Source organism: Paenibacillus sp. FSL M8-0212 (genome assembly GCF_038004645.1).
Lineage (GTDB): Bacteria > Bacillota > Bacilli > Paenibacillales > Paenibacillaceae > Paenibacillus.
On sequence record NZ_JBBORP010000001.1, the window covers coordinates 4,796,176 to 4,822,187 of the forward strand.

The 26,012-nt window shown below is 46.4% G+C and carries 21 protein-coding genes; 15 read left to right on the forward strand and 6 right to left on the reverse strand.

The features are described 5' to 3' along the window. Window positions 1-62 precede the first annotated feature (62 nt). The 4 genes from aroA (at window position 63) to ptsP (ending at window position 5,687) form a co-directional block, all read left to right on the forward strand. Window positions 63-1,358, forward strand: coding sequence for a 3-phosphoshikimate 1-carboxyvinyltransferase (aroA, locus tag MKX68_RS21150; protein WP_047843705.1), 1,296 nt, complete (start codon window positions 63-65; stop codon window positions 1,356-1,358). 59 nt (window positions 1,359-1,417) lie between these two features. Then, window positions 1,418-1,852 (forward strand): CoA-binding protein, encoded by a 435-nt coding sequence (locus MKX68_RS21155; RefSeq protein ID WP_017687409.1) that lies wholly within the window; start codon window positions 1,418-1,420, stop codon window positions 1,850-1,852. A 197-nt stretch (window positions 1,853-2,049) separates the two neighbouring features. Then, entirely contained in the window at window positions 2,050-3,930 is a 1,881-nt protein-coding gene (locus MKX68_RS21160) for a glucose PTS transporter subunit IIA (protein ID WP_036674872.1), read from the forward strand. Next, window positions 3,927-5,687: a phosphoenolpyruvate--protein phosphotransferase gene (ptsP, locus tag MKX68_RS21165; protein ID WP_036674873.1), complete on the forward strand. Its 1,761-nt coding sequence runs from the start codon at window positions 3,927-3,929 to the stop codon at window positions 5,685-5,687. Before MKX68_RS21160 ends, ptsP begins: the two co-directional genes overlap by 4 nt. Window positions 5,688-5,807: 120 nt before the next feature. On the opposite strand, the gene MKX68_RS21170 is transcribed toward ptsP, so the two are convergent. Continuing rightward, a complete protein-coding gene (locus MKX68_RS21170; protein WP_036674874.1) occupies window positions 5,808-6,332 on the reverse strand; it encodes a type 1 glutamine amidotransferase domain-containing protein in 525 nt (174 codons plus the stop codon). A 275-nt stretch (window positions 6,333-6,607) separates the two neighbouring features. On the opposite strand from MKX68_RS21170, the gene MKX68_RS21175 reads away from it, so the two are divergent. From MKX68_RS21175 to MKX68_RS21190, 4 genes are all read left to right on the forward strand, one after another. Further along, complete coding sequence (locus MKX68_RS21175) at window positions 6,608-7,021, forward strand: hypothetical protein (protein ID WP_091014249.1); 414 nt, start codon at window positions 6,608-6,610, stop codon at window positions 7,019-7,021. 122 nt (window positions 7,022-7,143) lie between these two features. Further along, on the forward strand, window positions 7,144-7,491 hold the full coding sequence (ytxJ, locus tag MKX68_RS21180; protein WP_076211424.1) for a bacillithiol system redox-active protein YtxJ: 348 nt from the start codon (window positions 7,144-7,146) through the stop codon (window positions 7,489-7,491). A gap of 92 nt (window positions 7,492-7,583) precedes the next feature. Then, entirely contained in the window at window positions 7,584-8,597 is a 1,014-nt protein-coding gene (ccpA, locus tag MKX68_RS21185; RefSeq protein ID WP_062835383.1) for a catabolite control protein A, read from the forward strand. Window positions 8,598-8,717: 120 nt separating this feature from the next. Further along, entirely contained in the window at window positions 8,718-9,413 is a 696-nt protein-coding gene (locus MKX68_RS21190) for a 5'-methylthioadenosine/adenosylhomocysteine nucleosidase (protein ID WP_340914005.1), read from the forward strand. 138 nt (window positions 9,414-9,551) lie between these two features. Here the strand turns inward: MKX68_RS21190 and MKX68_RS21195 are convergent, their stop codons facing one another. After that, on the reverse strand, window positions 9,552-10,184 hold the full coding sequence (locus MKX68_RS21195; protein WP_339782735.1) for a GNAT family N-acetyltransferase: 633 nt from the start codon (window positions 10,182-10,184) through the stop codon (window positions 9,552-9,554). Between the two features lie 295 nt (window positions 10,185-10,479). Between MKX68_RS21195 and acsA the strand changes: the two genes are divergently transcribed. Beyond that, a complete protein-coding gene (gene acsA / locus MKX68_RS21200; RefSeq protein ID WP_340914006.1) occupies window positions 10,480-12,204 on the forward strand; it encodes an acetate--CoA ligase in 1,725 nt (574 codons plus the stop codon). Between the two features lie 237 nt (window positions 12,205-12,441). Here the strand turns inward: acsA and MKX68_RS21205 are convergent, their stop codons facing one another. The 3 genes from MKX68_RS21205 to rpsD all read right to left on the reverse strand — a co-directional run bounded on the left by MKX68_RS21205 (window position 12,442) and on the right by rpsD (window position 18,660). Continuing rightward, the gene (locus MKX68_RS21205) at window positions 12,442-15,537 is read right to left on the reverse strand and encodes a transglycosylase domain-containing protein (protein ID WP_340914007.1); all 3,096 of its coding nucleotides are present in this window, start codon (window positions 15,535-15,537) and stop codon (window positions 12,442-12,444) included. A 229-nt stretch (window positions 15,538-15,766) separates the two neighbouring features. Beyond that, entirely contained in the window at window positions 15,767-17,872 is a 2,106-nt protein-coding gene (locus MKX68_RS21210) for a methyl-accepting chemotaxis protein (RefSeq protein WP_340914008.1), read from the reverse strand. A gap of 188 nt (window positions 17,873-18,060) precedes the next feature. Beyond that, the gene (gene rpsD / locus MKX68_RS21215) at window positions 18,061-18,660 is read right to left on the reverse strand and encodes a 30S ribosomal protein S4 (protein ID WP_062835377.1); all 600 of its coding nucleotides are present in this window, start codon (window positions 18,658-18,660) and stop codon (window positions 18,061-18,063) included. A 465-nt stretch (window positions 18,661-19,125) separates the two neighbouring features. Here rpsD and MKX68_RS21220 point away from each other — a divergent pair, with 465 nt between their 5' ends. From MKX68_RS21220 to MKX68_RS21240, 5 genes are all read left to right on the forward strand, one after another. Continuing rightward, on the forward strand, window positions 19,126-21,117 hold the full coding sequence (locus MKX68_RS21220) for a sensor domain-containing diguanylate cyclase (RefSeq protein ID WP_338587877.1): 1,992 nt from the start codon (window positions 19,126-19,128) through the stop codon (window positions 21,115-21,117). Window positions 21,118-21,251: 134 nt separating this feature from the next. Continuing rightward, on the forward strand, window positions 21,252-22,109 hold the full coding sequence (locus MKX68_RS21225) for a hypothetical protein (protein ID WP_340914009.1): 858 nt from the start codon (window positions 21,252-21,254) through the stop codon (window positions 22,107-22,109). A 111-nt stretch (window positions 22,110-22,220) separates the two neighbouring features. Beyond that, window positions 22,221-23,336: an aminopeptidase gene (locus MKX68_RS21230; RefSeq protein WP_076211404.1), complete on the forward strand. Its 1,116-nt coding sequence runs from the start codon at window positions 22,221-22,223 to the stop codon at window positions 23,334-23,336. 96 nt (window positions 23,337-23,432) lie between these two features. Further along, window positions 23,433-23,678, forward strand: a complete 246-nt coding sequence (locus MKX68_RS21235; protein WP_036614658.1) for an HPr family phosphocarrier protein — start codon at window positions 23,433-23,435, stop codon at window positions 23,676-23,678. A gap of 225 nt (window positions 23,679-23,903) precedes the next feature. Then, window positions 23,904-24,197 (forward strand): YlaN family protein, encoded by a 294-nt coding sequence (locus MKX68_RS21240; protein ID WP_017687426.1) that lies wholly within the window; start codon window positions 23,904-23,906, stop codon window positions 24,195-24,197. A 186-nt stretch (window positions 24,198-24,383) separates the two neighbouring features. Here the strand turns inward: MKX68_RS21240 and cax are convergent, their stop codons facing one another. Beyond that, window positions 24,384-25,454, reverse strand: a complete 1,071-nt coding sequence (gene cax / locus MKX68_RS21245) for a calcium/proton exchanger (protein ID WP_074095776.1) — start codon at window positions 25,452-25,454, stop codon at window positions 24,384-24,386. A gap of 183 nt (window positions 25,455-25,637) precedes the next feature. On the opposite strand from cax, the gene MKX68_RS21250 reads away from it, so the two are divergent. Beyond that, a complete protein-coding gene (locus MKX68_RS21250; protein ID WP_017687428.1) occupies window positions 25,638-26,000 on the forward strand; it encodes an Asp23/Gls24 family envelope stress response protein in 363 nt (120 codons plus the stop codon). Window positions 26,001-26,012: the final 12 nt, after the last annotated feature.

Consider the following 26,012-nt stretch of genomic DNA (forward strand, 5'->3'; position numbering starts at 1 on the left):
CCCAAGCGATGCACGGAATGTCAATTTGGCCACAATATAATCAATGAAGGAGAATTTCATCCATGGACGTTATTGTTAAACCAACCCCCACGCTGAACGGGGAAATCGGGGCTCTGTCCTCTAAAAACTACACTACCCGCTATTTGCTGGCTGCTGCGCTGGCAGAAGGCACAAGTACCATTCATTTCCCGGCACACAGTGAAGACAGTGACGCCATGCGCAGATGTATTCGTGATCTGGGGGCAGTACTTGAAGAAGACGACAGCAAGATTGTGATCCAGGGCTTTGGTAGTCATCCCCGTGATGTGCGTGAATTGAATGTCGGGAATGCGGGTGCTGTACTTCGTTTCCTGATGGGCGTTACAGCGCTCTGCCCTGACGTTACATTTGTGAACACGTACCCTGATTCGCTAGGCAAACGCCCTCATGATGACCTGATCGATGCGCTTGGCCAATTGGGTGTAGATGTACAACACGAACAAGGACGCCTGCCGATTACAATTAAGGGTGGCAATGCCAAGGGTGGACACATTCGTGTATCCGGCTCCGTCAGCTCCCAATATCTGAGTGCATTGTTGTTTGTTACGCCGTTGCTTGCAGAAGACAGCACCATCGAAGTACTGAATGACCTGAAGTCCAAGGTTGTTATCGGACAGACCCTGGAAGTGCTGGAGCAGGCAGGCATCGTTATCCATGCAAGTGATGATTACATGTCCTTCCGTGTACCAGGTGGACAGGCTTACCAGCCAACGACCTACACGGTTCAAGGAGACTACCCGGGCTCGGCAGCCGTTCTTGCCGCCGCAGCGGTTACACAGTCTGATGTGAAAATTCTGCGCCTGATGGAGCAGAGCAAGCAAGGTGAACGTGCCATCGTTGACGTGCTGCGCATGATGGAAGTGCCCTTGACACATGAGAACGATGTTGTACACGTTCAAGGTAATGGCAGACTGAAAGCGATCGAATTCGACGGGGATGCCGCGACGGACGCCGTTTTGGCTATGGTAGCCGCAGCTGTGTTTGCGGAAGGCACGTCACGGTTCTATAATGTAGAGAACCTGCGTTACAAGGAATGTGACCGAATCACCGACTACTTGAACGAACTGCGGAAGGCAGGAGCGAACGTTGAAGAGCGTCAAGCTGAGATTATCGTACACGGACGTCCAGAAGGCGTTGAAGGCGGCGTTGAGATTAACGCTCACTACGATCATCGCGTAATTATGGCGCTCACTGTTGTTGGTCTGCGTTCCAAGGAGCCGCTTCGTATTCGGGATGCACACCATGTAGCCAAGTCTTATCCGCAATATTTCGATCATTTGCAGGCGCTTGGCGCCTCGGTTCAATGGGTAAAAGAGTAAATAACTGAAAATCAGTCTTTTGAACACGCACTTTAATCAGAAAAGGATGGTGCTTGAACATGGAATTTAACAACCCTACTCGTGAAGAAATTGGACAACTTTTGCGCAAGGCAGGCAACATCGCAGTCGTCGGCTTATCAGACAAATCAGATCGTACTTCCTATATGGTGGCAGAAGCCATGCAGAGCAGAGGTTATCGCATCATCCCGGTTAATCCACAGGTGCAAGGTGAAATCCTTGGCGAGACGGTATATGCCACACTCGCGGATATTCCAGAGCCGGTAGACATTGTCAATGTGTTTCGTCGCGAAGAGTTTTGCGCGGATGTCGCTCGTGACGCCGCTGCCATCAAAGCCAATGTGCTGTGGCTGCAGCTTGGCATCCATAGTGATGAAGCGGTCCAGATTGCTGCAGAGAACGGCATGACAGCGGTAACGAATCGTTGTATCAAGGTAGAGGATTCCATCGTTCTGCGCGGCGCTGGACGCGGCTGAGAGGCTCGTTCACCTGTGATCGAATGATCTCCTGATCTGAACCAATTGAATGATTATAGGATGAATCCCGTTAACTTGAAGTTGACGGGATTTTTTATGTTCTATTTTTGCCGTTATTAATTACCAATTGGTTACTGTTTTGCTTTGACAAAACGTTGCGTAAAGCTTACCATCAAGGATAGAAAGGAGAGGTCGCCATGAATTGGCTCGGATCCTTGCAGCAGCTCGGACGAGCGGTAATGCTGCCTACAATGGTCCTGCCCGCCGCCGCAATTTTGCTCAGTGTTGGCAGTCTGCCTTGGGACGCCTGGGGATTGGATATTGTCGGTGAAGTGTCTACCGTGGCCGGACACGGTATTTTTTATTTCTTACCGTATCTGTTCGCTGTCGGTGTAGCACTGGGACTCTCCAACCAGGCCGGACAAGCGGGACTTGCTGCTCTGGCTGGTATCGTGATATATGATCAGGTAACTCGGAACTTTGGGGATGGCACCGTTCAGCCCGCTTCCTTAATCGGAATCATACTCGGCGCGCTTGCCGGTGGGATGCATAATCGGTTTAAAAGCATTAAACTGCCTGAAATTTTACAATTTTTTGGAGGTTCAAGGTTTGTTTTGCTCATCGTCGGACTCTGTTCGGCATTGTTCTCCTGTTTTATGTTATGGCTCGCTCCGATCCTACAGCATGGATTGAACGGCATTGCTACCTGGGAATACAGTCTCGGGGGTTTTGGACTGTTCATCTACGGAGTGTTATACAGGGTGCTGGTTGCTTTTGGGCTTCATCACCTGCTTAACAATGTGTTTTGGTTCCAGTTAGGGACGTTTGAAACGCCTGATGGTAACATTGTGCAAGGGGATTTGCCCCGATTTTTTGCAGGTGATCCAACAGCAGGATTCTTTATGGCAGGTTTGTTTCCCATCATGATGTTTGCCATTCCAGCAATAGCTTTTGCTATTATTCAGGAAGCCAGGGAAGATCTGAAACCAAAAATCAAGAAAACTTTTCTGACATCGGCACTCGTTTGTTTTCTAACCGGGGTATCGGAACAGATTGAGTTTGCTTTTTTGTTCGCAGCACCTTATCTGTTCATCGTGCATGCAGTGATGTCCGGCGTTGCCATGTGGATTAGTTACTGGCTTGATATCCGGCATGGATTTTCTTACTCCGCAGGTATTATTGATTACATACTCAATTTCCATCTATCGGAGAATGCTTGGAAGCTCATTCCGATTGGCATACTATACGGGCTGGTTTACTACTTCCTGTTCCGATGGGCGATTCGTACGTTCAAGATTCCAACACCAGGACGTGAAGAGGGCTCCATGCTGGAAGATTGGGTAGGTAACATTCCTTATCAGGCACCTTTAATCCTTGAAGCATTGGGTGGGAAGAGTAACATTGTACAGGTTGAAGCATGTATTACACGTCTTCGTCTGACTGTGCATGATGACCGTCTGATCGACACGGGGGCCATGAAGAGTATGGGGTCCGCTGGACTGATCAAGCTGGGTGGCGGTAACGTACAGGTGGTATTCGGGACCTACTCGGAATTGATTCGGGAAGAAATCGCGAAGCTGCTGGAAAGAGATCTGCAACAGGTGCTGTTCTGTGCCCCCGTTCAGGGCAAAATGCTCCCGATTGAAGAGGTGCCGGATCAGATCTTTGCAGCCAAACTTGTCGGTGATGGTGTAGCCTTTGTTCCGGAAAAGGGAGAGCTGGTCTCACCCGTGTACGGAACGATTATGCACTTGTACCCGACCATGCATGCCTTGGGTATTTCTACCCGTGAGGGGCTTGAAGTGTTACTGCATATCGGCATCGATACCTCTCAGTTGAAAGGCCATTTTGAAGCTTTTGTTCAGGAGGGCGATACGGTGGAGCCAGGGCAGTTGTTGATCAAGTTTGATCTGGCAGTACTCCGCGAGCAAGCGGCGTCACTAACAACACCAATGGTAATTACGAATCCGGATCGTGTAAAATCATGGAGTTTTGCTCCATTTAAGCAAGTTAAGAAAGGTCAGGCATCCGTTATGTCCGTGGTGCTCTATGACAGGAACGTTGGAGGGGTAGAATGAAGATACAAGGCATCAACGGAGCTGCAGGCATAGCCATCGGCAAAGCATTTGTCCTGCCCAGTTGGGAATGGGATCTGCCGGATCAGAAGATGGATTCGGTGGATCTTGCCCAAGAGTTCGAACGGCTGTATGAGGGCATACGGACATCAAAGGATGAGATCGAATATATCAAAAATGAGTTCAAGGAAGTTGTTGGTCCAGAGGAGTCCAGTATCTTTGATGCACATCTGGCAATCCTGGAAGATCCGGTATTCATGAACGAAATTCGCGGTATTATTGAGCGTCAATATAAGGCAGCAGAAGTGGCGGTCAAAGAAGCCATAGACCATTTTGTCACGATGTTTGACTTGCTGGAAGACGAGTATATGAAGGAGCGGGCTATTGACATCAAGGATGTGGGTAACCGTCTGCTCAAGCATTTGCTCGGTGCACCGGAGATTACACTTCCTTCCGATACCCAGCCGTATGTACTCGTCGCAAAAGAACTGTCGCCATCTCAACTGGCGCATCTGAATCCCACCCATGTACTGGGCATTGTAACCTTGATTGGCGGGAAAACATCACATTCTGCGATTATGGCTCGTGCCCTTGGCATTCCTCTCGTTTCCGGTCTGGAAGCGAGTCTTGGCATGCCGGTAGAGACAGGGGATATGCTTGTGGTGGATGGTGACAATGGCTTGGTATTTACGGACCCGGATCGCAAGACGATTGAACGGTATACCATGCTTCGCAGCAAACAACTGAAGAAAAAGGAACAACTTCAAGTCCTTGCTACCGTGGATGCTGTAACCAAAGATGGGGCCGTTCTGCACTTGGCTTCCAATATCAGTTCGGTGAAGGAATTGGACCTTGCTTTGAAACAAGGAGCCAAAGGTGTGGGCTTGTTCCGAACAGAGTTTTTGTATATGGACCGTGCTACTTTCCCTGGTGAGCAAGAACAGTATGAGGTGTACCGTCTTGTGGCAGAGAAAACAGCAGGACAATCCGTTGTTATTCGTACACTGGATATCGGTGGTGACAAGCAACTCGATTACTTTGAATTGCCGGAGGAAGACAATCCGTTTCTGGGGTATCGTGCTATTCGGATTAGTCTGGACCGCAAGGATCTGTTCAAAACACAGCTTACAGCCATCTTGCGTGCCAGTGCGGCCGGAAATGTCAAAATTATGTACCCTATGATCTCTTCGGTGGAAGAACTTCAGCAGGCCAATGAGATTCTCCGTGAGGCGATGTCTGATCTGGACGAGCGGGGATTATCATACGACCCTCACATTCAGGTGGGAATTATGATCGAAGTTCCTGCAGCGGTGATGATTGCTGATCTGCTCGCAGAGGAAGCTGATTTCTTCAGTATTGGTACGAACGACCTGGTTCAATATGTACTGGCAGTAGATCGAATGAATGAGCAGATCGCTCATATGTATCACCCCTATCATCCAGCTGTTCTGAGGATGCTTCGTGCAACAGCAGATGCGGCTCATACGGCTGGAATTGATGTCAGTGTGTGCGGAGAGATGGCAGGGGACGAACGTGCCATTCCGCTTTGGTTGGAGCTTGGCATTCGCCACTTGAGCATGTCTCCACAATCCCTGTTACGTGTGAAGCACAGAGTGCTGAACACAACAGCATCGACCGCCAAAGAAGAAGCACGAAAGTGCTTCGCCTTACGGACCAGCGGAGATATTGAGGAGCGACTGCAAGTTTTTAATGACTCCACGGGAAGTCCGGATGAACAAAGTGGTTCGAACGCATCGTGATTAGGGAAACTGGATATAAATACCTTTAAGTTAATATATTTACATTTGTGATAATTATTGATTGAAAAACTTGTTATATAAAATAACCCCACTGTGCATGAGAGCACAATGGGGTTATTTTTACTTGTCAGCGAGTGCATCACAGAATGCCTTGCCATAAGGTGGAAGGTCAGGCGGACGACGTGCTGAGATGATATGTCCATCAACAACAACGGCTTCATCTTTCCAGATCGCACCTGCATTTTCCATGTCATCCCGAATGCCTGGTGTAGAGGTAACTGTAACCCCGTCCAGAATTTTGGCAGAAATCAGCACCCAGCCCGCATGACAGATCTGTCCAATCGGTTTCCGGTCTGCATTCATTTCCTTCACAAGCTCCAGTACTTTGGGATAACGACGCAGCTTGTCTGGCGCCCAGCCGCCTGGCACAAGAATGCCATCGTAATCTGAACTGTCGAGTTCATCAAAACTGTATTCGGCTTCAGCAGGCACACCGTATTTGCCAATATAGGTTTTTCCTTTTTTCTCTCCAGCGAGATGCACTTCTGCACCTTCTTCACGAACCCGATGTACAGGGTACCACAATTCTAAATCCTCGAATTCTTCATCGACCAGAGCGATGACTTTTTTACCGGTTAATCTCATGTCCATCTCTCCTTTTTGCGGTGATATGTCTGTTGCGTCTTTAATTGTAACAGATTCTCCAAGGGACTTCATGGAAGTGCATATTCAGTTTGGAGGAAGCGATTACAAGTCAGTAACTGCCTGCATTCGACAACCTTCATCTGGAGGGAGTGGTAATTTGTGCAACCTTTCGTTTATAGCAGGATTTGAGCCGAAATAGGTCGAATGGTACTTATATAGAGCATAGAACGAATGAGGTGATGGTTGTGCGCAAGTCGTGCAGATGTGGACATGTAATGGAGTTGGAATTAAGAACAGTGGTATACGCCAAAAAAGTGGAGATTCGAAACGTACCCGTATTTGCGTGTACAGACTGTGTATCATACGAAGTGCTTCCGCCGGTCAAGCCGGACTTAACAGAATGCATAAACACATTGGGTGAACAACCCGTGAAGCAAGACGTATCTTTTGGTGAACGTAATGAACTGGCAGACCTGTTTCATGAGCTACTGCTGGCCTGGCCGGATGCGACCGATCGGGAGATGGAATATCGAATGCAGCAAGCAGTGGAGGAGCGTATCAATCTGCTGTTGGACATTATGGGTTATGCAACGAAGTCTGGTGATACAGCGTGGATTGAGACCACGGAGCGCAGATTAAGTCAATTATCCGGATTTGTGTGGCAGGAATACTTCTCAAATGCTGTCTAATTTTGACGTGTAAAATGCTTGTTTTCATGAAAATTGGCTTTTTCGCGCACTTTTTGTTAAGATATCGAAGAGTGAAAACGCTCAACATAGCGGTATTCCTGGTAAAGGGGGATGTATATCTAATGGCTGACATGACTAAAATGACAAGTATTGAACAGCTAAACTCCGCATTGGAGGCTACCAAGGATCAACCCTTGCTTCTGTTTAAGCATAGCACGCGCTGTCCGATCAGCTCGAACGCTTATCAGGAGATGAACGATTATTTGCTTAACAATGCCAATGAACAAGTGAAATATGGCATCATCTATGTTGTGGAAGATCGCCCGGTATCCAATGAAGTAGCAGATAAGCTGGGTGTTAAGCACGAATCTCCACAGGCGATCCTGATCAAAAAGGGAATTCCTGTATGGCATACTTCCCATTCAGATATTACTAGAACCACACTTACGAATGTTTTGAGTGAGTCCTAAAGCCTATTTTAATTGATTAATGCAAAAATTTGTCGTAATATAAATCTTAATGAAAATGGTATGAAAATTTACTGGTAATGGAGAGAAGTACTGTGACGGTAACCATTTATGATGTGGCACGTGAAGCTGGAGTGTCTATGGCAACGGTATCACGGGTAGTTAATAATAACCCTAATGTCAAACCGCAAACGCGGAAAAAAGTATATGAAGCCATCGAACGGTTGGGATATCGTCCGAATGCGGTAGCCAGAGGTCTGGCAAGCAAGAAGACAACCACGGTCGGGGTCGTTATTCCAGATATTTCCAACTCAACCTTCGCGGAGATTGCCCGCGGAATTGAAGATATTGCGAATATGTATCACTACAATATTATTTTGTGTAATGCAGACAAGAAGAAAGAAAAAGAAATTCGTGTTATTAACACGTTGCTCGAAAAGCAAGTAGACGGACTGCTCTTCATGGGCGGAACAGTAACGGACGAACACATTCAGGCGTTCCAGTCTGCGGCTGTGCCGATCGTACTTTGTGCAACGAGTGATGAGAAGGGTACATTCCCTTCGGTGGATATTGACCATGAGGCGGCTGCGTTTGACGCGGTAAACACCCTGATTCGTCATGGACACAAGGAAATTGCGATGATCAGTGGTACGCTGCAAGATCCTGCGAATGGATATGCACGTTTCCAAGGTTACAAGAAAGCACTGGAAGCAGCAGGCATGGAATACCAAGAGGATCTGGTACGTATCGGTAACTATCGTTATGAATCCGGTGTGGAAGCGATGAAATATTTCCTCGGACTGAAGAAGAAGCCGTCGGCGATCTTTGCTGCAACAGATGAAATGGCGATTGGTGCCATTCACAGTATCCAGGATGAAGGCCTGAAAGTACCGGATGATTTCTCCATTATTAGTGTGGATAACATCCGTATGGCTTCCATGGTGCGTCCTCAGTTGACAACAGTGGCTCAGCCAATGTACGACCTTGGCGCAGTAGCGATGCGTTTGCTGACCAAGTTGATGAAAAAGGAAAATGTGGAAAACCCACGGGTTATTTTGCCGCATGAAACGATTCTTCGTCTGTCTGTAAGTCACGCGGATGTAGTTTAATCGGGATTTTATACAGGAAAGGGAGAAGCCATTCTCTCTACATAGTGGATATGCGAAAGCTCCGGAGACGGAGCTTTTGTGCTGAATGAGGTTAAAAGTGAAAATAGGAGGTAGCAGAAGATGCGTGAAACGATTGGGATTATCGGAGCGATGGATGAGGAAGTCGAGCTTTTGCTGGCGGGTATGAAGCAGCTTGAGACGGTCAAACAAACCGGGATTACATACGTTGCAGGCGAGTGGCTGGGCAAGCAAATTGTCGTGTGCAAATCCGGCGTAGGTAAAGTAAATGCAGCGGTTACGACGCAGATCTTGATTGATCGTTTTCAGGTTGATCGCATTATCTTCACAGGTGTTGCGGGTGCAGTTAACCCGGATCTGAACATCGGAGATATGGTTATATCGTCTGTATGTATTCAGCACGACATGGATGTAACGCCACTGGGGTTCGAACGCGGGGTTATTCCTTACCAAGAGACATCTGCATTCCCTGCCGAGGCTTCGCTTATTACATTGGCTGAAGAAGCGTGTAAAGCTCAGGGAGCCAATTACCTGATCGGTAAAGTGTTATCTGGAGACCAATTTATTGCGAATAAAGATACGGTTAACATGTTATATACGGAAATGGACGGTGCATGTGCCGAGATGGAGGGGGCAGCAGTTGCTCAGGTCTGTTACATGAATCGTGTACCATTTGTTGTCCTGCGTGGGATGTCAGATAAAGCAGATGGTTCGGCGCATGTTAACTTTGCTGAATTTACCGTGCAATCTTCGCAGCGTTCACATCGTATTGTGGAGCATATGTTAGAAAATATGTAATGGCATAAGCTTCAGTTACAAAATCCATCCAAAATCAATGAAAAACCGCCTTTCGATTAGCTGTTCCATGAAGTATGGAGCAACGCTGCGAGAGGCGGTTTTTGTTATGTATATCGTTTTCGAAAATAGATCATCGAATTAGTACATGAACCGATGGCGAAAGCGTACACGATCAAACTGTTCTTCCGATGTGATGGGCACCTGACTTCCGATACGAACCATCAAACAGTTCGCAGGATGTGAACAGATTTCGGGGTCGTCTGTTGCATACCACGTCATGTCGATTGTTTCCATCAGCCTCTCCATCATTTTGCGATAATCCCATACGTTTAGTCCGCTGCCCTTCAGATCCCAATGCCAATAATATTCTGTGGTGAAAATAATGTAGTTCTCCATGTATTTATCTTCCAAAGCGGTAAGCAACATCTCACGTCCAATGCCAAGCGAGCGATAGTCGTCCGCAACCTCGATTGCCCCAAGCTCAATCAGATCAGTCATATTACCCTCGGACCAGCGTTCACAATCATCCGCATAGTGAAAAGTTACATAACCAATAATCGTCTCATTTTCATGTGCAATGATAATTCGCCCTTCAGGTAATGCTGCGATCTCTTCGAGAGCTTCCTGCTGCTCCGTTGGGCGCCGAAAGGCATCCAGATCCGGATGGAAGGCAAGACGGGTTATCTCCTCGGCCTGCACGGGGCCTTCAACAGTAATCCGGTGTCCGGACTTGAAGATGGAACGCATATGATGTTCTTTGATATGTTCCATGGTTCATGCTCCTCTCTCTCCTACTTATAGAGGTTGTTCAAAAAGTCCGCTATAGCAAAAATCCAAAAAATTGAAAAGCCATAGACGACAATTGAAAAGATTTGCTATAATTGCGTAGACAAAAAATGTTCACAATTCAATACAGTATAGTTAACATCTGTTTGGCCGAGCAAGTACATGATGAGAAGTTCTCTCTACTAATGTAAGCGCTAACTGGAAGTTCAGTCAACACAAAGGCAATGAGAAATGACCCCTAACGGGAATCGAAATGTCGAGTTGAAGGAGGCTGGCAAGCATGAGTCAAGCACATGGTGAGATGCTGCAAACGGTTGTGTCTGAATCTAATCTGGGCGATTACACGGAGGCGAGAAGCCGGTTCGATTGGGAATCGGTGGAAAGGCGCTTTACGTGGCACGCCAGCGGAAAAGTAAACATGGCGCATGAAGCGATTGATCGTCATGTACTGGAAGGAAGGGGCGGAAAAACCGCTTTATTGTATAGCGATGCTTCACGTGAAGAGGCCTATACTTTTGCTGATCTGAGTGAACAGTCGAGTCGGTTCGGGAACGTTCTCCGCAAATATGGCATAGCCAAAGGGGAACGGGTGTTTATTTTTATGCCTCGAAGTCCTGAGCTGTATTTTAGTCTTCTGGGCATATTGAAAGCTGGAGCCATCGCGGGCCCTTTGTTCGAAGCTTTTATGGAAACAGCAGTGAAGGATCGGCTGGAGGATAGCGGAGCAGTAGCACTCGTCACAACTCCAGAATTACTGAAACGGATCAAACGTTCCGAGTTGCCCGAACTCAAACATATATTTATTGTGGGTGGGGGCGTGCAGACTGAAGAAGGACTCATCGATTTTGATGCAGAGATGTCTGCTGCTTCGGATGAAATGGAAGTAGAGTGGTTGAATCGTGAAGATGGTTTGCTTATTCATTATACCTCAGGCTCTACGGGTAAACCCAAAGGGGTGTACCATGTTCAAAATGCCATGATTCAGCACTATTATACAGGTAAGGTTGTTCTGGATTTACGTGAGGATGATGTATACTGGTGCACTGCGGACCCTGGTTGGGTGACAGGGACTTCTTACGGTATCTTTGCTCCATGGCTCAACGGAGTGACTAATGTGATACGTGGCGGTCGTTTCAGTCCTCAAGATTGGTACAGCACCATTCAGAAGAACAAAGTCACGATCTGGTACAGTGCACCAACGGCCTTCCGTATGCTGATGGGAGCGGGAGAAGAGACCATCTCCCAGTTTGATCTGAGCAGTCTGCGTCATGTCATGTCTGTCGGTGAACCGCTCAATCCAGAGGTTGTTCGTTGGGGATGGAAAGCCTATGGTCAGCGAATTCATGATACATGGTGGATGACGGAAACAGGCGCACAGCTGATCTGTAACTATCCCGGAATGCCGATCAAACCAGGCTCCATGGGACGTCCGTTGCCTGGCATCGAAGCAGCCATTATTGATGATCGCGGGCAGGTATTGCCGCCGTACAGTATGGGTAATCTGGCCATACGGGCACCTTGGCCATCCATGATGGCGAAGATCTGGAATAACCCTGTGAAATACGAGGAGTATTTCAGGCTTACGGGCTGGTATGTATCCGGTGACTCCGCTTATATGGATGAAGAAGGATATTTCTGGTTCCAGGGACGTATTGATGATGTGATTAATTCGTCAGGCGAGCGTATCGGCCCCTTTGAGGTGGAGAGCAAGCTTGTGGAGCATCCTGCGGTAGCAGAGGCGGGTGTAATCGGTAAGCCGGATGTGACACGTGGGGAGATCATCAAGGCCTTTGTGGCGCTTCGTGAAGGATATGAGGCGACACCGGAGCTGAAAGAAGAGATCTATCGTTTTGTCAAAGAGGGCCTGTCTGCCCACGCTGCTCCGCGTGAGATTGAGTTTAAGGATAAACTGCCTAAGACACGTTCCGGCAAGATCATGCGGCGTGTACTGAAAGCCTGGGAGCTTGATCTGCCAACAGGAGATCTATCCACCATTGAAGACTAACGTGACAGTGCTAGGATCATTAATGTGTTGGTATCGATGGTAATACAAATGACTATGGGGAGAGTTAATACTTTACGAAGCTAAATACGGTGACTCTACCCATTAAAATCGGTTGTAAAAGCCTGCTTTATGCCAATGGCATGAAGCAGGCTTTTTGGCTGCTGTAAATACAAATAAAAAGCCGCACCCTCAGATACAGTCTGAGGATGCGGCTTTTTTTGGAACGCTATGCCTGAATCAGGGTTGAAAATGTATGGCTGCAGAAGGTTCGGATTCACCCGCACTGTTACTGGCAGATACCTTGAACCATCCACTGGTAGATGCGGGTACTCCATAATCCATCGTATTACCCGCTGTTGTTCCAATTTTGGTGTAAGGAGCTGAGCCTGTTTCACTGTAATATACAGCATAACTATCTGCGTTTGGACTGGACGCCCATTGAATACGCAGTCCTTGAGAGAGAGCAGTTACGCTGACTTGACCAGGTGTACCTGGGGCTGTCGTTGTTGTATTGTCGGTCTGCGTTTCTCCTGGCGTAATGACTGTACCTGGAACTTCAATCGGCTCATTAATCTCTTCTTCCACAGGAGGAGCTACACCAGCACTATTTACTGTAGCGCTAGGAGCAGACTCTCTGCCTGCAACATCCACTGCCGTTACATAGAAGGCGAAGTTACCGCCTTGCGCTGCATATGCAGAGAATGATCTGGATTCACCAGTCAGGACAACTTGACCCTGGTTCTGGAATCCTCCACCGTTTACAGAACGGTACAGACGATAACCGACGACATCATTTTCAGGTGTGGCATTAAATGTAATGACTGCTCTGTCACCTGAGGTTGAGATGCGTACGTTGCCTGGTGCATCAGGAGCTTTGCCGTTATCTGTCCTTGGATCAATCTGTGTCGGCATGTCTGCATCAGCATCTTCAGGAAGATAATAAGCAAGTGACTCATGTCGACTCATACGTGAGAATGCATTTTGCAATTCTTTGATCAGATCCGAGATTGGTTTTTTACGCTTGATTACTGTTTTTTCCTTCAACATGTCCGAAGGTGTTCCGTCACGCGGAATATAGTTTACACCATTGTAAGTAATGTACCTGGCTTTGGCTACACCGTCATCGCTATCCTTCGGAACAAACTTGCTGTTGAAAATATCCGTAACAAATTTGTCAGTCATGGATGTTGGCAACTTGCCACTGTACGCCGACACCGTGCGTGTTTCGATGCCAGATGGTTTTTTGAACGAATCCGTGACGAACAGATCTTTTTGCGTATCGATCACTTCGTTCAAGATTTTCGACCACAGTTGCTGCGCACGTTTTCTTTGTGATTTACTTTCCAGCGTATTCACCGGCTGTTTGTATCCAACCCACACGCCAAGTGTGACATCTGGTGTATAACCTTCAAACCAGACATCTGCGTAGTTTTGAGTGGAACCCGTTTTACCTACGATTGGCACACTCTTGGAATATTTGTAATTTTCACGTACTTTATCTGCCGTTCCTTCTGTAATAACGGTCCGCAGCATATCGGTCATCAGGTATGCTGTTTGCTCCGAGAAGGCTTGGACAGGTTCAGTATCGTGTTTATAAACGATGTTGCCTTTGGAATCTACAATTTTGCTAATCATGTAAGAATCGTTATATACACCATTGTTGGCGATCGCACCATAGGCACTGGTTAATTCTTCAACGGTTACACCGTATTGGAGACCTCCGAGAACACCTGTCTGAGCCTGATAATCTTCCTTCTGAATGGTGGTAATCCCCAGTTTCTTGGCGAAGGTCCAAGCCTTCTCGATCCCTACTTCTTCATTAAACAACTTCAGAGCCGGTATATTAAGAGAATAATTCAGTGCTCTGCGGGCAGTGACCAGTCCCTGATACCGGTTGTTGGCATTCTTGGCAATGTGGTAGCCGCTCGGACCATTCTTGAGAATGATCGGTGAGTCATCAATAATAGAAGCAGGTTGGACAAGACCCTCATCCAGAGCTGGCAGATAAGCTGCAATAGGTTTCATCGTTGAACCTGGCTGACGTACCATCTGTGTTGCATAGTTCATCTGTTCGTCCTGGAAATCCCGACCCTCAATCATACCTAGAATAGCACCGGTTTTGTGATTAACCAGCATAGCAGCAGTTTGTTCTTTTCCTTTGACAGGATCATCTGCTGAGAAATTGCTGTCATCTTCCGCAATGGTACGCATCGTTTTGTAGATACTTTTGTTGATGGTCGTGTATATACGATATCCACCTGTCCGCAGTTGCGTCTGAGCTTCCTCTAATAATGCACTGCTTTCCTTCTGAGGTGTGTCTGCATCCGTAGCTTTGTCTGTAGATTCAGCTGTGTCGGAATTCAACTGTTTCATCAAAATCTGTGCAGCTTGTCGTTCCGTTTCCATCATAAGATATGGATAAGTGTTGTAAGCCTTGATGGTCTTCGGAGCGAGCGAGCTTTTGATATCAAAAGCAAGAGCTTCGTCATACTCGGACTGATTGATTTTGCCCAGTTCAAGCATACGGCGCAGTACCAGATGCTGACGGTTGATTGCGCGGTCAAAATTCTCCTCTACAAAATCACCTTTACCGTTAAAAGCGGAGTAAGAGGAGGGGAGTTGTGGCAATCCAGCAAGATAAGCAGCTTGAGCGATGTTGATTTTTTCCAGATCGTTGATATTGAACAATCCTTTGGCGGCCGCTTTGATTCCGTAAACGTTGTATCCGCTGGAACCATTACCAAAAGGAACTTTGTTCAGATAGGCAGTCATGATCTCGTCTTTGGTCAGGAAACGTTCAAGTCGGAGTGAGAGCAAAATTTCTTTCACTTTCCGATCTTCCGTGCGATCCAGATTCAAAAACACACGACGTGCCAATTGCTGAGTCAGTGTACTACCGCCGGTTTGTACTGATTCTTTCAGCACTTTCTGTTTCACGGCACGTAGTGTTCCGCTCATGTCTACACCTTTATGTTCGTAAAAATGATTGTCTTCAATCGAAATGACAGCATCAATGACCTTCTGTGGGATCTGGTCCGTAGTGACCGGACGCCTGTCTTCTTCCGTACGTAATTGACCGATCGGACTGCCGTCGGCAAAGTAAGCAAAGCCTGTGATGGAGTTTTCGCTGACTTTTTGTTCAATCAGGGCCCTTGAACGGACAGGCTCGTCTTTCACAATGGAACTGACGTATCCCATCAAAGCACCGCCTACAAATAGTGCCCCCATAAATCCAAGGACAACCATCCATTTGACGAAACTTCCCAGTCTGCGGGCAAAGCTGCGTTTGCGTACAGGCTGTTCATCGGGCTTTTTCTTATTAACATCAACCATTCAGTGTCTTCCTCCTTTTAACAGCACTTATTATAGCATAAAAAGGCGGGTTTGCATGCCTGAGAAATACAAGTAATGGTCGAAATTTGCCATTCTGCCATGCATTATGCTATATATCATGCGATATTGAAGCACATTTCATGAGTTGTAAGCCAAAATAAGCAGGCCACCTCCATGCTGAGGTGCATGGGGTGGCCTTAATGATTTGTCGTATTGGAGGTCTTTTACATTAGGTTTTGAAGCGTTGAATCAGTTCCAATAGTTCTTGGGTAAGATTAGCGAGAGAGGCAGATGCTGCGGTAATTTCTTCCATGGATGCGAGTTGTTCTTCAGAGGCAGAGGCAACACGAGTTGCATGATCTGCTGTCTCATGACCAATGGTTTTGAGTTGTGCTAATGTGGCATCAACCTGCTGTGATCCAGCTGACATCTGCTGCGCAATGGCTGAGACATGCTCAATCTGCTCATTCACATCTGTAATCTGTGATGAAATGGAGAGGAAGAGTTCACCACTTTCATTAATCACTTCCGCTATATGACTCACCTCGGCATTCCCCTGTTCCATATTTTCAACGAGAGAAAGGACCTCTTGCTGAACGCTATGAATCAACGCTGCAATCTGCGCTGCTGATGTTCTGGATTGTTCAGCCAGATTACGGATCTCGGAAGCAACAACACCAAAGCCGCGCCCGTGTTCACCTGCTCGTGATGCTTCAATGGAAGCGTTAAGGGCAAGAAGATTGGTTTGACGGCTAACTTCCGTGATCATGCCTGTAATATGGCCAATCTCTTCCGAACGTTGGCGGAAATTCTCCAGTGCGGTCACGGACGTCTGCACAGAAGAGGTGGCACTATCGACCATACGCATGGCGGACTGAATCTTATCGGTTCCAACCGTTGTTCGCTCAGCCACAGCTCGCGATGAATCCGATACATCGGAGGCGGCCTTTGCAATTCTTCCGATCCCTTCAGATATTTCATTCATGGAACGGGAGGACTCTTGCAGCTCCTGCACCTGTTTACCTGCTTTATCTGCAACTTCTACTCCTGTTAATGCAATCAGTTCGGCTGCTTTACCTGTTTCTTCGGCACCTGCGGTCAATTGTTGAGAAGTGGAGCCGACAGATAAAGCATGTTCGGATATAACTGATATGGTATGTCGCAGTGTATCCATCATCTGATTCATATGACCCGCCATGACGCCAAATTCATCTTTGGATCGTACAGGTAACGTTTGTGTCAAATCTCCGCCAGCTAGCTGTCCAGCGACGATATTAACTTGATTCAGCTGCCTTACAATGGAGACGATAGTGTAGGTAACCACACCTGCAAGCAGAAGTACTGCCAGTCCGGCAATCAGTATGGACCAGTTCAAGCTGTCATAGAACGGTTGAAGGATGTGGCTCTTTGGCAGCGCCGATACAAGGTACCAGTTTGAATCCGTTCCTTGTAACCTGGCGGGCTCGGCAATAAACAGTTCTTCCCCTACTTCAGGGTCTGTAGCGTAAAACTGAGACTCACCAGATTGTATACGCTGAATGATCGTCTTCATTTCAGATGGAATTACGGCTCCTTCATTAGCCAGTTCCGGTTTGGAGCCGTGTGCAGCGATCTGTCCTTCGCTAGTAATAAGCATGGCATAACCCTGATCCGGATTAAGTGATGCTATATTTTGCTGAAAACGATCAATGGTAAAGTCGGCCCCAACAATGCCCAGAAAAGTATTGTTTTCATCTAATAGGGGGAGGACAATCGAAACGAGCAGTGTTTCTTTTCCACCAACCGTATAGGTAACAGGTTCGGACCAATAGATGGATTTGGTTTTCTTAGGTTGCTGATAGTAAGTACTAGTTTCACCGCTTCCCTCATAAGTAGGCATTGGCTCAAAATGCAGGGAGTTGCCATCGCGTATAACGTATGGAACGAATCGACCCGTAGCATCATCATATTCTTTTTTGTTGATGTGCTCCGCATCGTTTCCATCAAAGGCATCAGGTTCCCAACCCGTATAAAAGCCAAAAACTTTCTCGTCCTTTTTCAGATATTGTTCAAGAAGTCTGACGATTTCTTCACGGTTGAGTGATCCGTTCTGAGCAGCATCCAATAACGTGGTACTCATGGTGTCCAACGTGTTTTTAACCTGATTAATGTCAGTCATAAACTCATTCGTAGCCCGGTTTGCTGCCTGTCCAGCAACGGTTTCGCCGTACTGGAGGCTTTTGTCGTAAATGGATTTGGTATTAAATGCAATCAGGGCTCCAATACAACAGAGTAATACGATACCGAGTAAAAGTCCAAGCTTAACAGCGAGCTTGCGATTGCGAAAAAAATGCATGTTTTAATCCCCCTCGATGTCATTCTTGTGATGTATATATGGATGTGTGCTTCTCCTGAAGGGAGTCTATATTTTATATCGTTATTTACGTTCCTATAATGAAGATAATTAAAAAAAAGCATAGAAAAACAGCCGCCGAGAAAATCTCGACAGCTGTTTGGATTGAAACTTTAATGTGATTGCAACGATTAACGGTTGTAGAACTCGACGATTTGTTTTTCATCGATGTCTTGGGACAATTCAGCACGCTCAGGCAAGCGGATGAATTTACCTTCTACAGCTGCTTCGTTGTATTCAACGTATGCTGGAAGATGCGAACGGCCTTCCAAAGCTTCTTTAACGGAAGAAAGAGCGCGGCTCTTCTCACGCAAGCCGATTACATCGCCAGTGCTTACTTGGTAAGAAGCGATATCGACTTTTTTGCCGTTTACAGTTACGTGACCGTGTGCTACCAACTGACGCGCTCCAGCGCGGGAGTTAGCAAACCCAAGGCGGTAAACGAGGTTGTCAAGGCGGCACTCAAGCAAGAACATGAAGTTCTCACCGGCAATACCTTGCATTTTTTGAGCTTTAGAGAACAGTGTGCGGAATTGCTTCTCGCCCAAACCGTACATGTGGCGCAATTTTTGTTTTTCTTGCAATTGCATACCGTAGTTGCTCATTTTTCTGCGTTGGTTAGCTCCGTGCTGACCTGGAGGGAAAGGACGTTTCAATTCTTTGCCTGTTCCGCTAAGGGAAATGCCGAGGCGACGGCTCAATTTAAATTTAGGACCAGTGTAACGTGCCATGTTTAAAGTAGCTCCTTTTTAGTTAAAGTTCATATTAGGGCTCTGTTTGCGCTCCAATTTGTTGATGCGGGCTTGGCCTCGCATAGAACGATCAGGAAAGTTCAGCCGCTGTCCTGAAAGCAACAAAAAGAATGAGGGTGACACAACCGGTAATGCCCAAATTTAAAGACCCATTAGTAGTCTTCATCAACAATTTATATTACAGTTTAAGAGAAACAAAGTCAAGCGTAGAATAAAAGCAAAAAAACGTCTAAATTTGTCGATAGGTCATTGGGCCTAAAATAATGGGACAATTTTCTGAAATATGGATGCAAAAAAGCTTTAAACAGAGTAAAATAGATTGTATCTTAACTTTAAATCATCTTTATGTAACAAGGTTATCGCAACGAAATTGCAGGTTTGCGATAACGTCTGCAGATTAATGCATCCTGGTGGATGCAAAAACGGTGCAAAGGAGCGCCTGACATGTTAGAACATCTAAGAAGTTTACCTGCCAGCTTGAATTCACGAAGTTCGGGCGATTCCGCATCTTTTGCCGCTCCTCGTTCTCATGAAGAGCATGTGTTGTGGATGCAAAAAATGGATATCACACCTTTTGATTTTTCATATTTGGGCAGCTTGCTAGAGCAGGCATACAGTGACTGGAACTCCAGAGTGGGTTCAAGGCTGGCCAGAACATCAACCTTTTACAGCGTGTGGAACACGGAAGGCGATTGCATAGGATACGATAGCGATCATGAAGCTAATCCGGGCGTAAATGCACGCAGGCTGGTATTGGAATGTTTGGATAAGAAACAGGTCCTGTCTCTTAAAGGGACAAGCGAACACGGAGAATATCTTATAATAACACATCCCTTATTTTCCAGAACAAACAAGGATATGTTTGCCGTATTCACTGCTGTGATCTATGAATCCAATGGATATGAAACGTCTGAAGCTGTGGTTCAATCTGAGGCATTGCATTATCGCACCTGCTTTTACCGAAGATTTGAATACATATTTATGACGGACCTGTTACATGCTCATGAACAAACAGCCCGTGAGGAACACCGGAGGTCCATCCTCTTTCAGATTGTTCAGCGAATGCATGACAAAATGGATGTCGAGGCCATATTGGATGAGGTATTTGACAGTATGGACTACTTATATCCGGCCACTTATATCAAACTGTATATGTCTCAGGATCAGAGCAACTCTGATCCACGGATTAAACCGTTGCTTGTTCACGAGCGAGGAGAAGATATTTGTGTGCGTTCATTTATGGAAGGTAAGCTGATCGTTGCTCGCTCAGATGATGTAGAGAACCGCATTGTAGATGTAGGGATTCCGCTGAAAGGCAAACAAGGCATATACGGTGTGTTCCATATCGAAATGAATGAAGAGATTATGGAAGAATCGGACTTGCAATTGATTACGATGATGGTAGACACTGCAGGAACGGCCTTTGAGAACGCCAAGTTGCATGAACAATCCAATATGTTAATTCAGGAACTTCGTTTAATTAATGATCTTACACAGCGGTTGAACAAAAGCCTGCATCTTTCGGAAATTTATCAACTATCCGAGCAAGAGTTAAAGGAAATATTCCAGGCTGAAACGTGTTGCATTCTTCAACTCAATGAAAGTACCAATGACTTCGAAGTCATGTCCTCTAACGTGAAAGATGTTTTTCACCAATCCTTTTCTGTAGACTACGGTATCGCAGGCTTGGTGTATCGAACAGAGGAACCGCTTATTATAGCCAATTATGCGCAATTTGATAAAGTGTCCTCCTTTTTCATGGAAGATACGGGATCCATGTCACTGATTGCATCACCGATCAGAGTCAATGGTGAAGTGAAGGGTGCCATTTTGCTTGGACACAGTAGAGAGCACTACTTTTCATATGATAACTATCGGCTTTTGCAGATGTTATCCATTCATATCGGGCTTGCCCTGTCAAATGCCACACTGCATGCCGAGGTTCGGCGCTTGGCTAATCTGGATATGTTGACAGGTCTGTACGTGAGGCATTATCTGGATAGTGTGATTCACGAGCGACAGGCTCATGAATTCTGTGGCTCCCTCATTGTGGTGGATATTGATCAGTTCAAACAGGTGAATGATACATTTGGACACCAGACGGGGGATCAAGTATTGAAGCAAGTGAGTGAGATCGTCACCAGCTCTGTTCGCTCGGAGGATGTCTGCGCCAGATGGGGTGGAGAAGAACTGGCGATCTATATGCCACAGGTGAGTGTAAGGCAAGCGTTAGATTATGCGGAAGTGATTCGAAAGAGAGTCGCAGAAGAGACGAGACCGCCCGTTACGGTATCCAGTGGCATCGCAGAGTGGAATTGGATGGATGAAAAGGTCAGTGTAGAGTCCTTGTTTTATCGGGCTGATATGGCTTTGTACAGCGCCAAGAATGGTGGTCGTAACAGAATCGTTGTAGAGGAACAGGATGTAACTCGTTAAGAGAGAACAATTCCAATTGCGGAGTCGTTCTCTTTTTTTTGTGCATTGGAGATCAAGTTGTGTATAGAAGGAAGTATAAGCGTATACGGGCAGGGCAATCTATGGAGAAAGTTCACGGAAGGGTGAAGATAGACATGTTTAACCGCCATTCGGTACGTACATTATGGTTATTTGTGAGCATTGTGATTATTGGTGTTCCGGGTTGTGGATTCATCCAGCGAGATCGAACGCCTGAAGAGGTTTTTTCCTTGGCTTTATCCGGGATAGCGGGAAAAGAAACGTTGAGTTTTGAAGGAGAGGCAGGACTTCGACGGGAGAACAGCGGACTGTTTGAGAATCAGTTCAAATTTGAAGGCAAGCTGGAGAATCATGATCGTCTGACCCTTCAGACCCGATTACCTGGAGAAGTAACTGCTGTGGGGACAGGCATTCAAACGTCTGCCGTAAAAAATAATGGACAGCCCAGTGGGTTTAGCGCTTCTTTCGAGCGGAAACAAGGGCAATGGATGGCATTGTCCGCGCAGCATGAGCCGCTGCGAGGGTCTCTTTCTCGTTTTAATCCAATTGCCCAAATGGAGAAGATCGATAAGATGAACAAAACTATTCAATCCGAGTATGGGGATGGTCGTCGAACCAGAACATTACGGATTGAACTTGCACCGGAAGACGCCAAATCATGGGCTGTAGCCCAGCTAAACGACGAGATGAACGCCATTCGGGCAGAATATATGCATAAGGCAGCTACGGTGAAAGGGGCGCGTAAGGAGAAGCTTGAGAAGGATCTGGAGAAAGTTTGGAAACAGGGTGAAACAACGATGCAACAGATGATGAAACAAGCGAGCGTGCAGACGGTATATCATCTCACGGTAGATCGGAAGAGCAGTCTGCCTCTTCGCTTATCCTCTGAAAGTCAGATGAGTTACACGGACAACAACCGTAAAAGTAACAAAGAAGCCCTTGTCACCGATGTAAACTTCAAGTCATATCAATAAACGAAGTGAGGGACTGCCTGCTGACGGGATGACTGTTCGCGTGCTACAATAGTATCGTAATTTACCGTTGTTCAATTCAAGTATGGCAGATGACAGGAGGATTTTACCAAGATGAAAGACCCGAGAATTCAAAAGCTTGCAGCAAACCTGGTGGGCTATTCAGTAGATGTACAGCCTGGTGAAAATGTATTGGTTGAGATGATTGGATCGGAACGTGATCTGATTAACGCCATTATCGAAGAGGTAGGCAAAAAAGGTGGTAACGTCTTTGTACAGTTGACTGATAAAACCGTACAGCGTGCGATGCTGAAAAATGCCACAGAAGAAATGATGAAAACATGGGCAGAGATTGATCTGAACCGTATGAAGCAGATGGATTGTTATATCGGTATTCGTGCGGGAGAAAATGTGAATGATCTGTCCGATGTGCCGGAAGAAAAAATGAAAATGTACAATTCGTTGTACTCCCACCCGGTACATAGTGAACAACGTGTCAAACATACGAAATGGGTTGTACTTCGTTACCCTAACGCAAGTATGGCGCAACTCGCCAATACAAGTACAGAAGCGTTCGAAGATTTCTACTTCGACGTATGTAACCTGGATTACGCCAAAATGGACAAAGCGCAGGACTCGCTCGCTAACCTGATGAAGCGGACGGACAAAGTTCGTATCACGGGACCAGGAACAGAACTGAGCTTCTCCATTAAAGATATCGGTGCAGAGAAATGTTCTGGGCAAAAAAATATTCCGGATGGCGAAGTGTACAGTGCGCCTGTGCGTAATTCCGTGAACGGAACGATTAGTTATAACACGCCAACGCTGTATAACGGAGTGACATTTGAAAATATCAAGTTCACGTTCGAGAATGGAAAAATCATTGAAGCGACAAGCAACGATACAGAGCGTTTGAATGAAATCCTGAATTCGGATGAGGGTGCTCGTCATATCGGTGAATTCGCAATCGGATTCAACCCGCATATTCTGCATCCGATGAAAGATATCCTGTTCGATGAAAAAATCGCAGGCAGCTTGCACTTTACACCAGGTCAGGCTTACGAAGAAACAGACAATGGCAACCGCTCATCCATCCACTGGGATCTGGTGTTGATCCAGCGTCCAGATTATGGCGGCGGAGAGATTTATTTTGACGACGTGCTGATTCGTAAAGACGGTATCTTTGTTATTCCTGAGCTGGAATGCCTGAACCCGGACCGTTTGAAGTAGGAACAGGATTTTGCTGTTGCTAGGAAAGCGGATTCAAGGTATCATGTAGTGGTAATTAATAGATGATACCAATAGTAAAAAGACGGAGGGATTCCTATGTCGAGTAATAACGCGGCTGTAGTGGAAATTGCTCAAACAGCAGGCAAGTTTACTTCTTCAATCGTGCTTCATTCGGAGAACAAGTATATCGATGTGAAAAGTATTCTCGGATTGTTTACAACGCTGATCAGCACGCACAGCTATGAACTGCATGTTCATGGTCCAGATGCAGTTGAAGCAAAAGCAGCCATGTCAGAAGTATTTGCCAAGCATGGACTGAATGTAAGCATCGCATCTGAGTAATAGCTATCAAGAAGCACCTTTGCCTTTTTAGGCAGGGGTGTTTTTTGGCATGGAATGATCTGAATACTCGTCTGGACGGGACTGGAACAGGTGGATTATGCTTCAACAGAAGGCTTAACTTTGCGGGCTTATTTTGGTCAGGTTCTTGTATTAGCTCTTCATTTCGTCTAATATTAGAGGTAGAACGTCTTTACGCGATTTTTGGGACATAGGGGGGAAAAATGCATGACTTCATCTGATCTGCAGGACCAGCTGAATTTGAAAGCGATCAGTCTTCTTCAAGAAGATGCAGATAAAATACAGAAGCTTATTGAAGTACAGATGGAGAATCTGGCTACCCGCTACTGCCCTCTCTATGAGGAAGTATTGGATACACAGATGTATGGGTTCTCCAAGGAAGTTGATTTTGCTGTTCGTGCAGGGCTCCTTCCAGAAGGTGCAGGTAAGCAGCTGGTTAGCGCGCTTGAGCGGAATTTGGCAATTCTATATGAAGCCTTGAACAAGAAGAATGAGCAATAGCCTGCAAATGCGCGGGTCAGAATAGAAGGCATGCAGGCGTTTATGCATGCTTTTTTTGTGCGTCTGAACGGGATGGGGATGCAAGCCAGCCGGAAGGCGTAAACAAGCAAAGAGACAGCACCGAAGGTAAACCCGGGCTGCCTCTGTGGCTTGTTTATTTTTAACGATGGCTACGTGAGGACCTGGTTACACCAGGAAGAAGGATACACCGAGTATGATATATACCACGAGCAGGAGTAAACCTTCGTACCAATTCGTTGAACCATCTTGGGTAATGGACTTTGCAATAAATACGGATACGCCGATGGCGACCAGTTCAATCGTTGTAAATACGATATCCATGGTTCTGCCTGTGAAGTAGCTGACAAAAATCAGAACAGGAGCGACGAAGAGCGCGATCTGCAAGCTGCTGCCGACCGCAATCTCGACGGCTGCTCCGATTTTATTTTTCATGGCAAGCATGATGGCTGCACTGTGTTCGGCCGCATTACCGATGATGGCCACAAGGAATGCACCGACAAACAGCTCGCTAAGTCCAAATTCCGAAGTGAAGACTTCGAGCGTGCCCACCAACCATTCACTGACGAAAGCAACCATGACTGTTGCGAGCACCAGGTAGAGAATGGATTTTTTCTTGGACCACGCCGGAGCATGCTCATGAGGTAGCTCTTCATCGCGATCCTCAGTAACGTCTGCAAGGTAGTTCTTATGTGTCACCATGGAGAACAGTAACCAGGCAATATACGCGAGGATGAGCAATCCGGCCACGATGAGACTAAGTGTATTGGTGTCTTTCTGTGTAATGGAATGTGTGTTGAGAAAGACTGCCGGGATAAACAGGGCAATGATGGCAACAATCATCAAGGAACCATTCAGACCTGCGAGTGAAACATTATAATTCTGGATTTTGAACTTGAGTCCTCCGGCAAAAATACTTAACCCGAGCACTAACAGCAGATTTCCGATGATGGAGCCTGTCAGACTTGCTTTGACCATGTCGAACAGTCCCTCTTTCACGAGGAAAATGGCGATGATCAATTCGGCGGCATTGCCGAAGGTTGCATTCAAGAATCCACCCAGCCGCTGTCCGGCGTAGTGGGCCACATTTTCGGTGGCTTTGCCTAAAAAACCGGCCACAAAAATAACCGAAATGGCTGATATCACGAACTGTAGAATCGAATCCCATTTCATGTAGTGGGCGATGGCACTGAGTGCAAAGAACGCAATCAGCAAAATGGATGAAATCCGGTTTCTCACAACAAACACCTCGGTTATAAATTATTTTGTTTTGAATTGCATTGTAAATCGCTTATGAGATTATTTTCATATTTCAATATAACCAAATGGTGGTAGGTTGTAAACGCATCTTTTTGAGTTTAATTTGCTTTTTGGGGTGGAAAGGATTTAAAATACGAGTAACGAAGTGAAGGAGGATGTGGCATGGCAGAACAACTTCAACTGGAGAGCGGAAACATCCGGATTGCCGATGACGTGGTTGCAAAAATTGCCGGAATGGCTGCAATGGAAACACCCGGAATTGCCGCAATGTCTGGAGGATTGTCAGAGGGCTGGGCGAAGCGACTCAGCGGTAAAAACGTACAGAAAGGCGTGAGCGTTGAGGTCGGCCAGCTGGAAGCAGCCATTGACCTGCGCATCATCGTCCTGTACGAAACCCCGATTCATGAAGTTTCCCGTATGCTTCAGCAGAATGTAAGAGAAGCGGTAGAGACCATGACCGGATTACGCGTGGTTGAAGTCAATGTAAAGGTAGAAGGCGTATCTTTCAAAGGCGACGATCTGTAGAATTCGCAATCC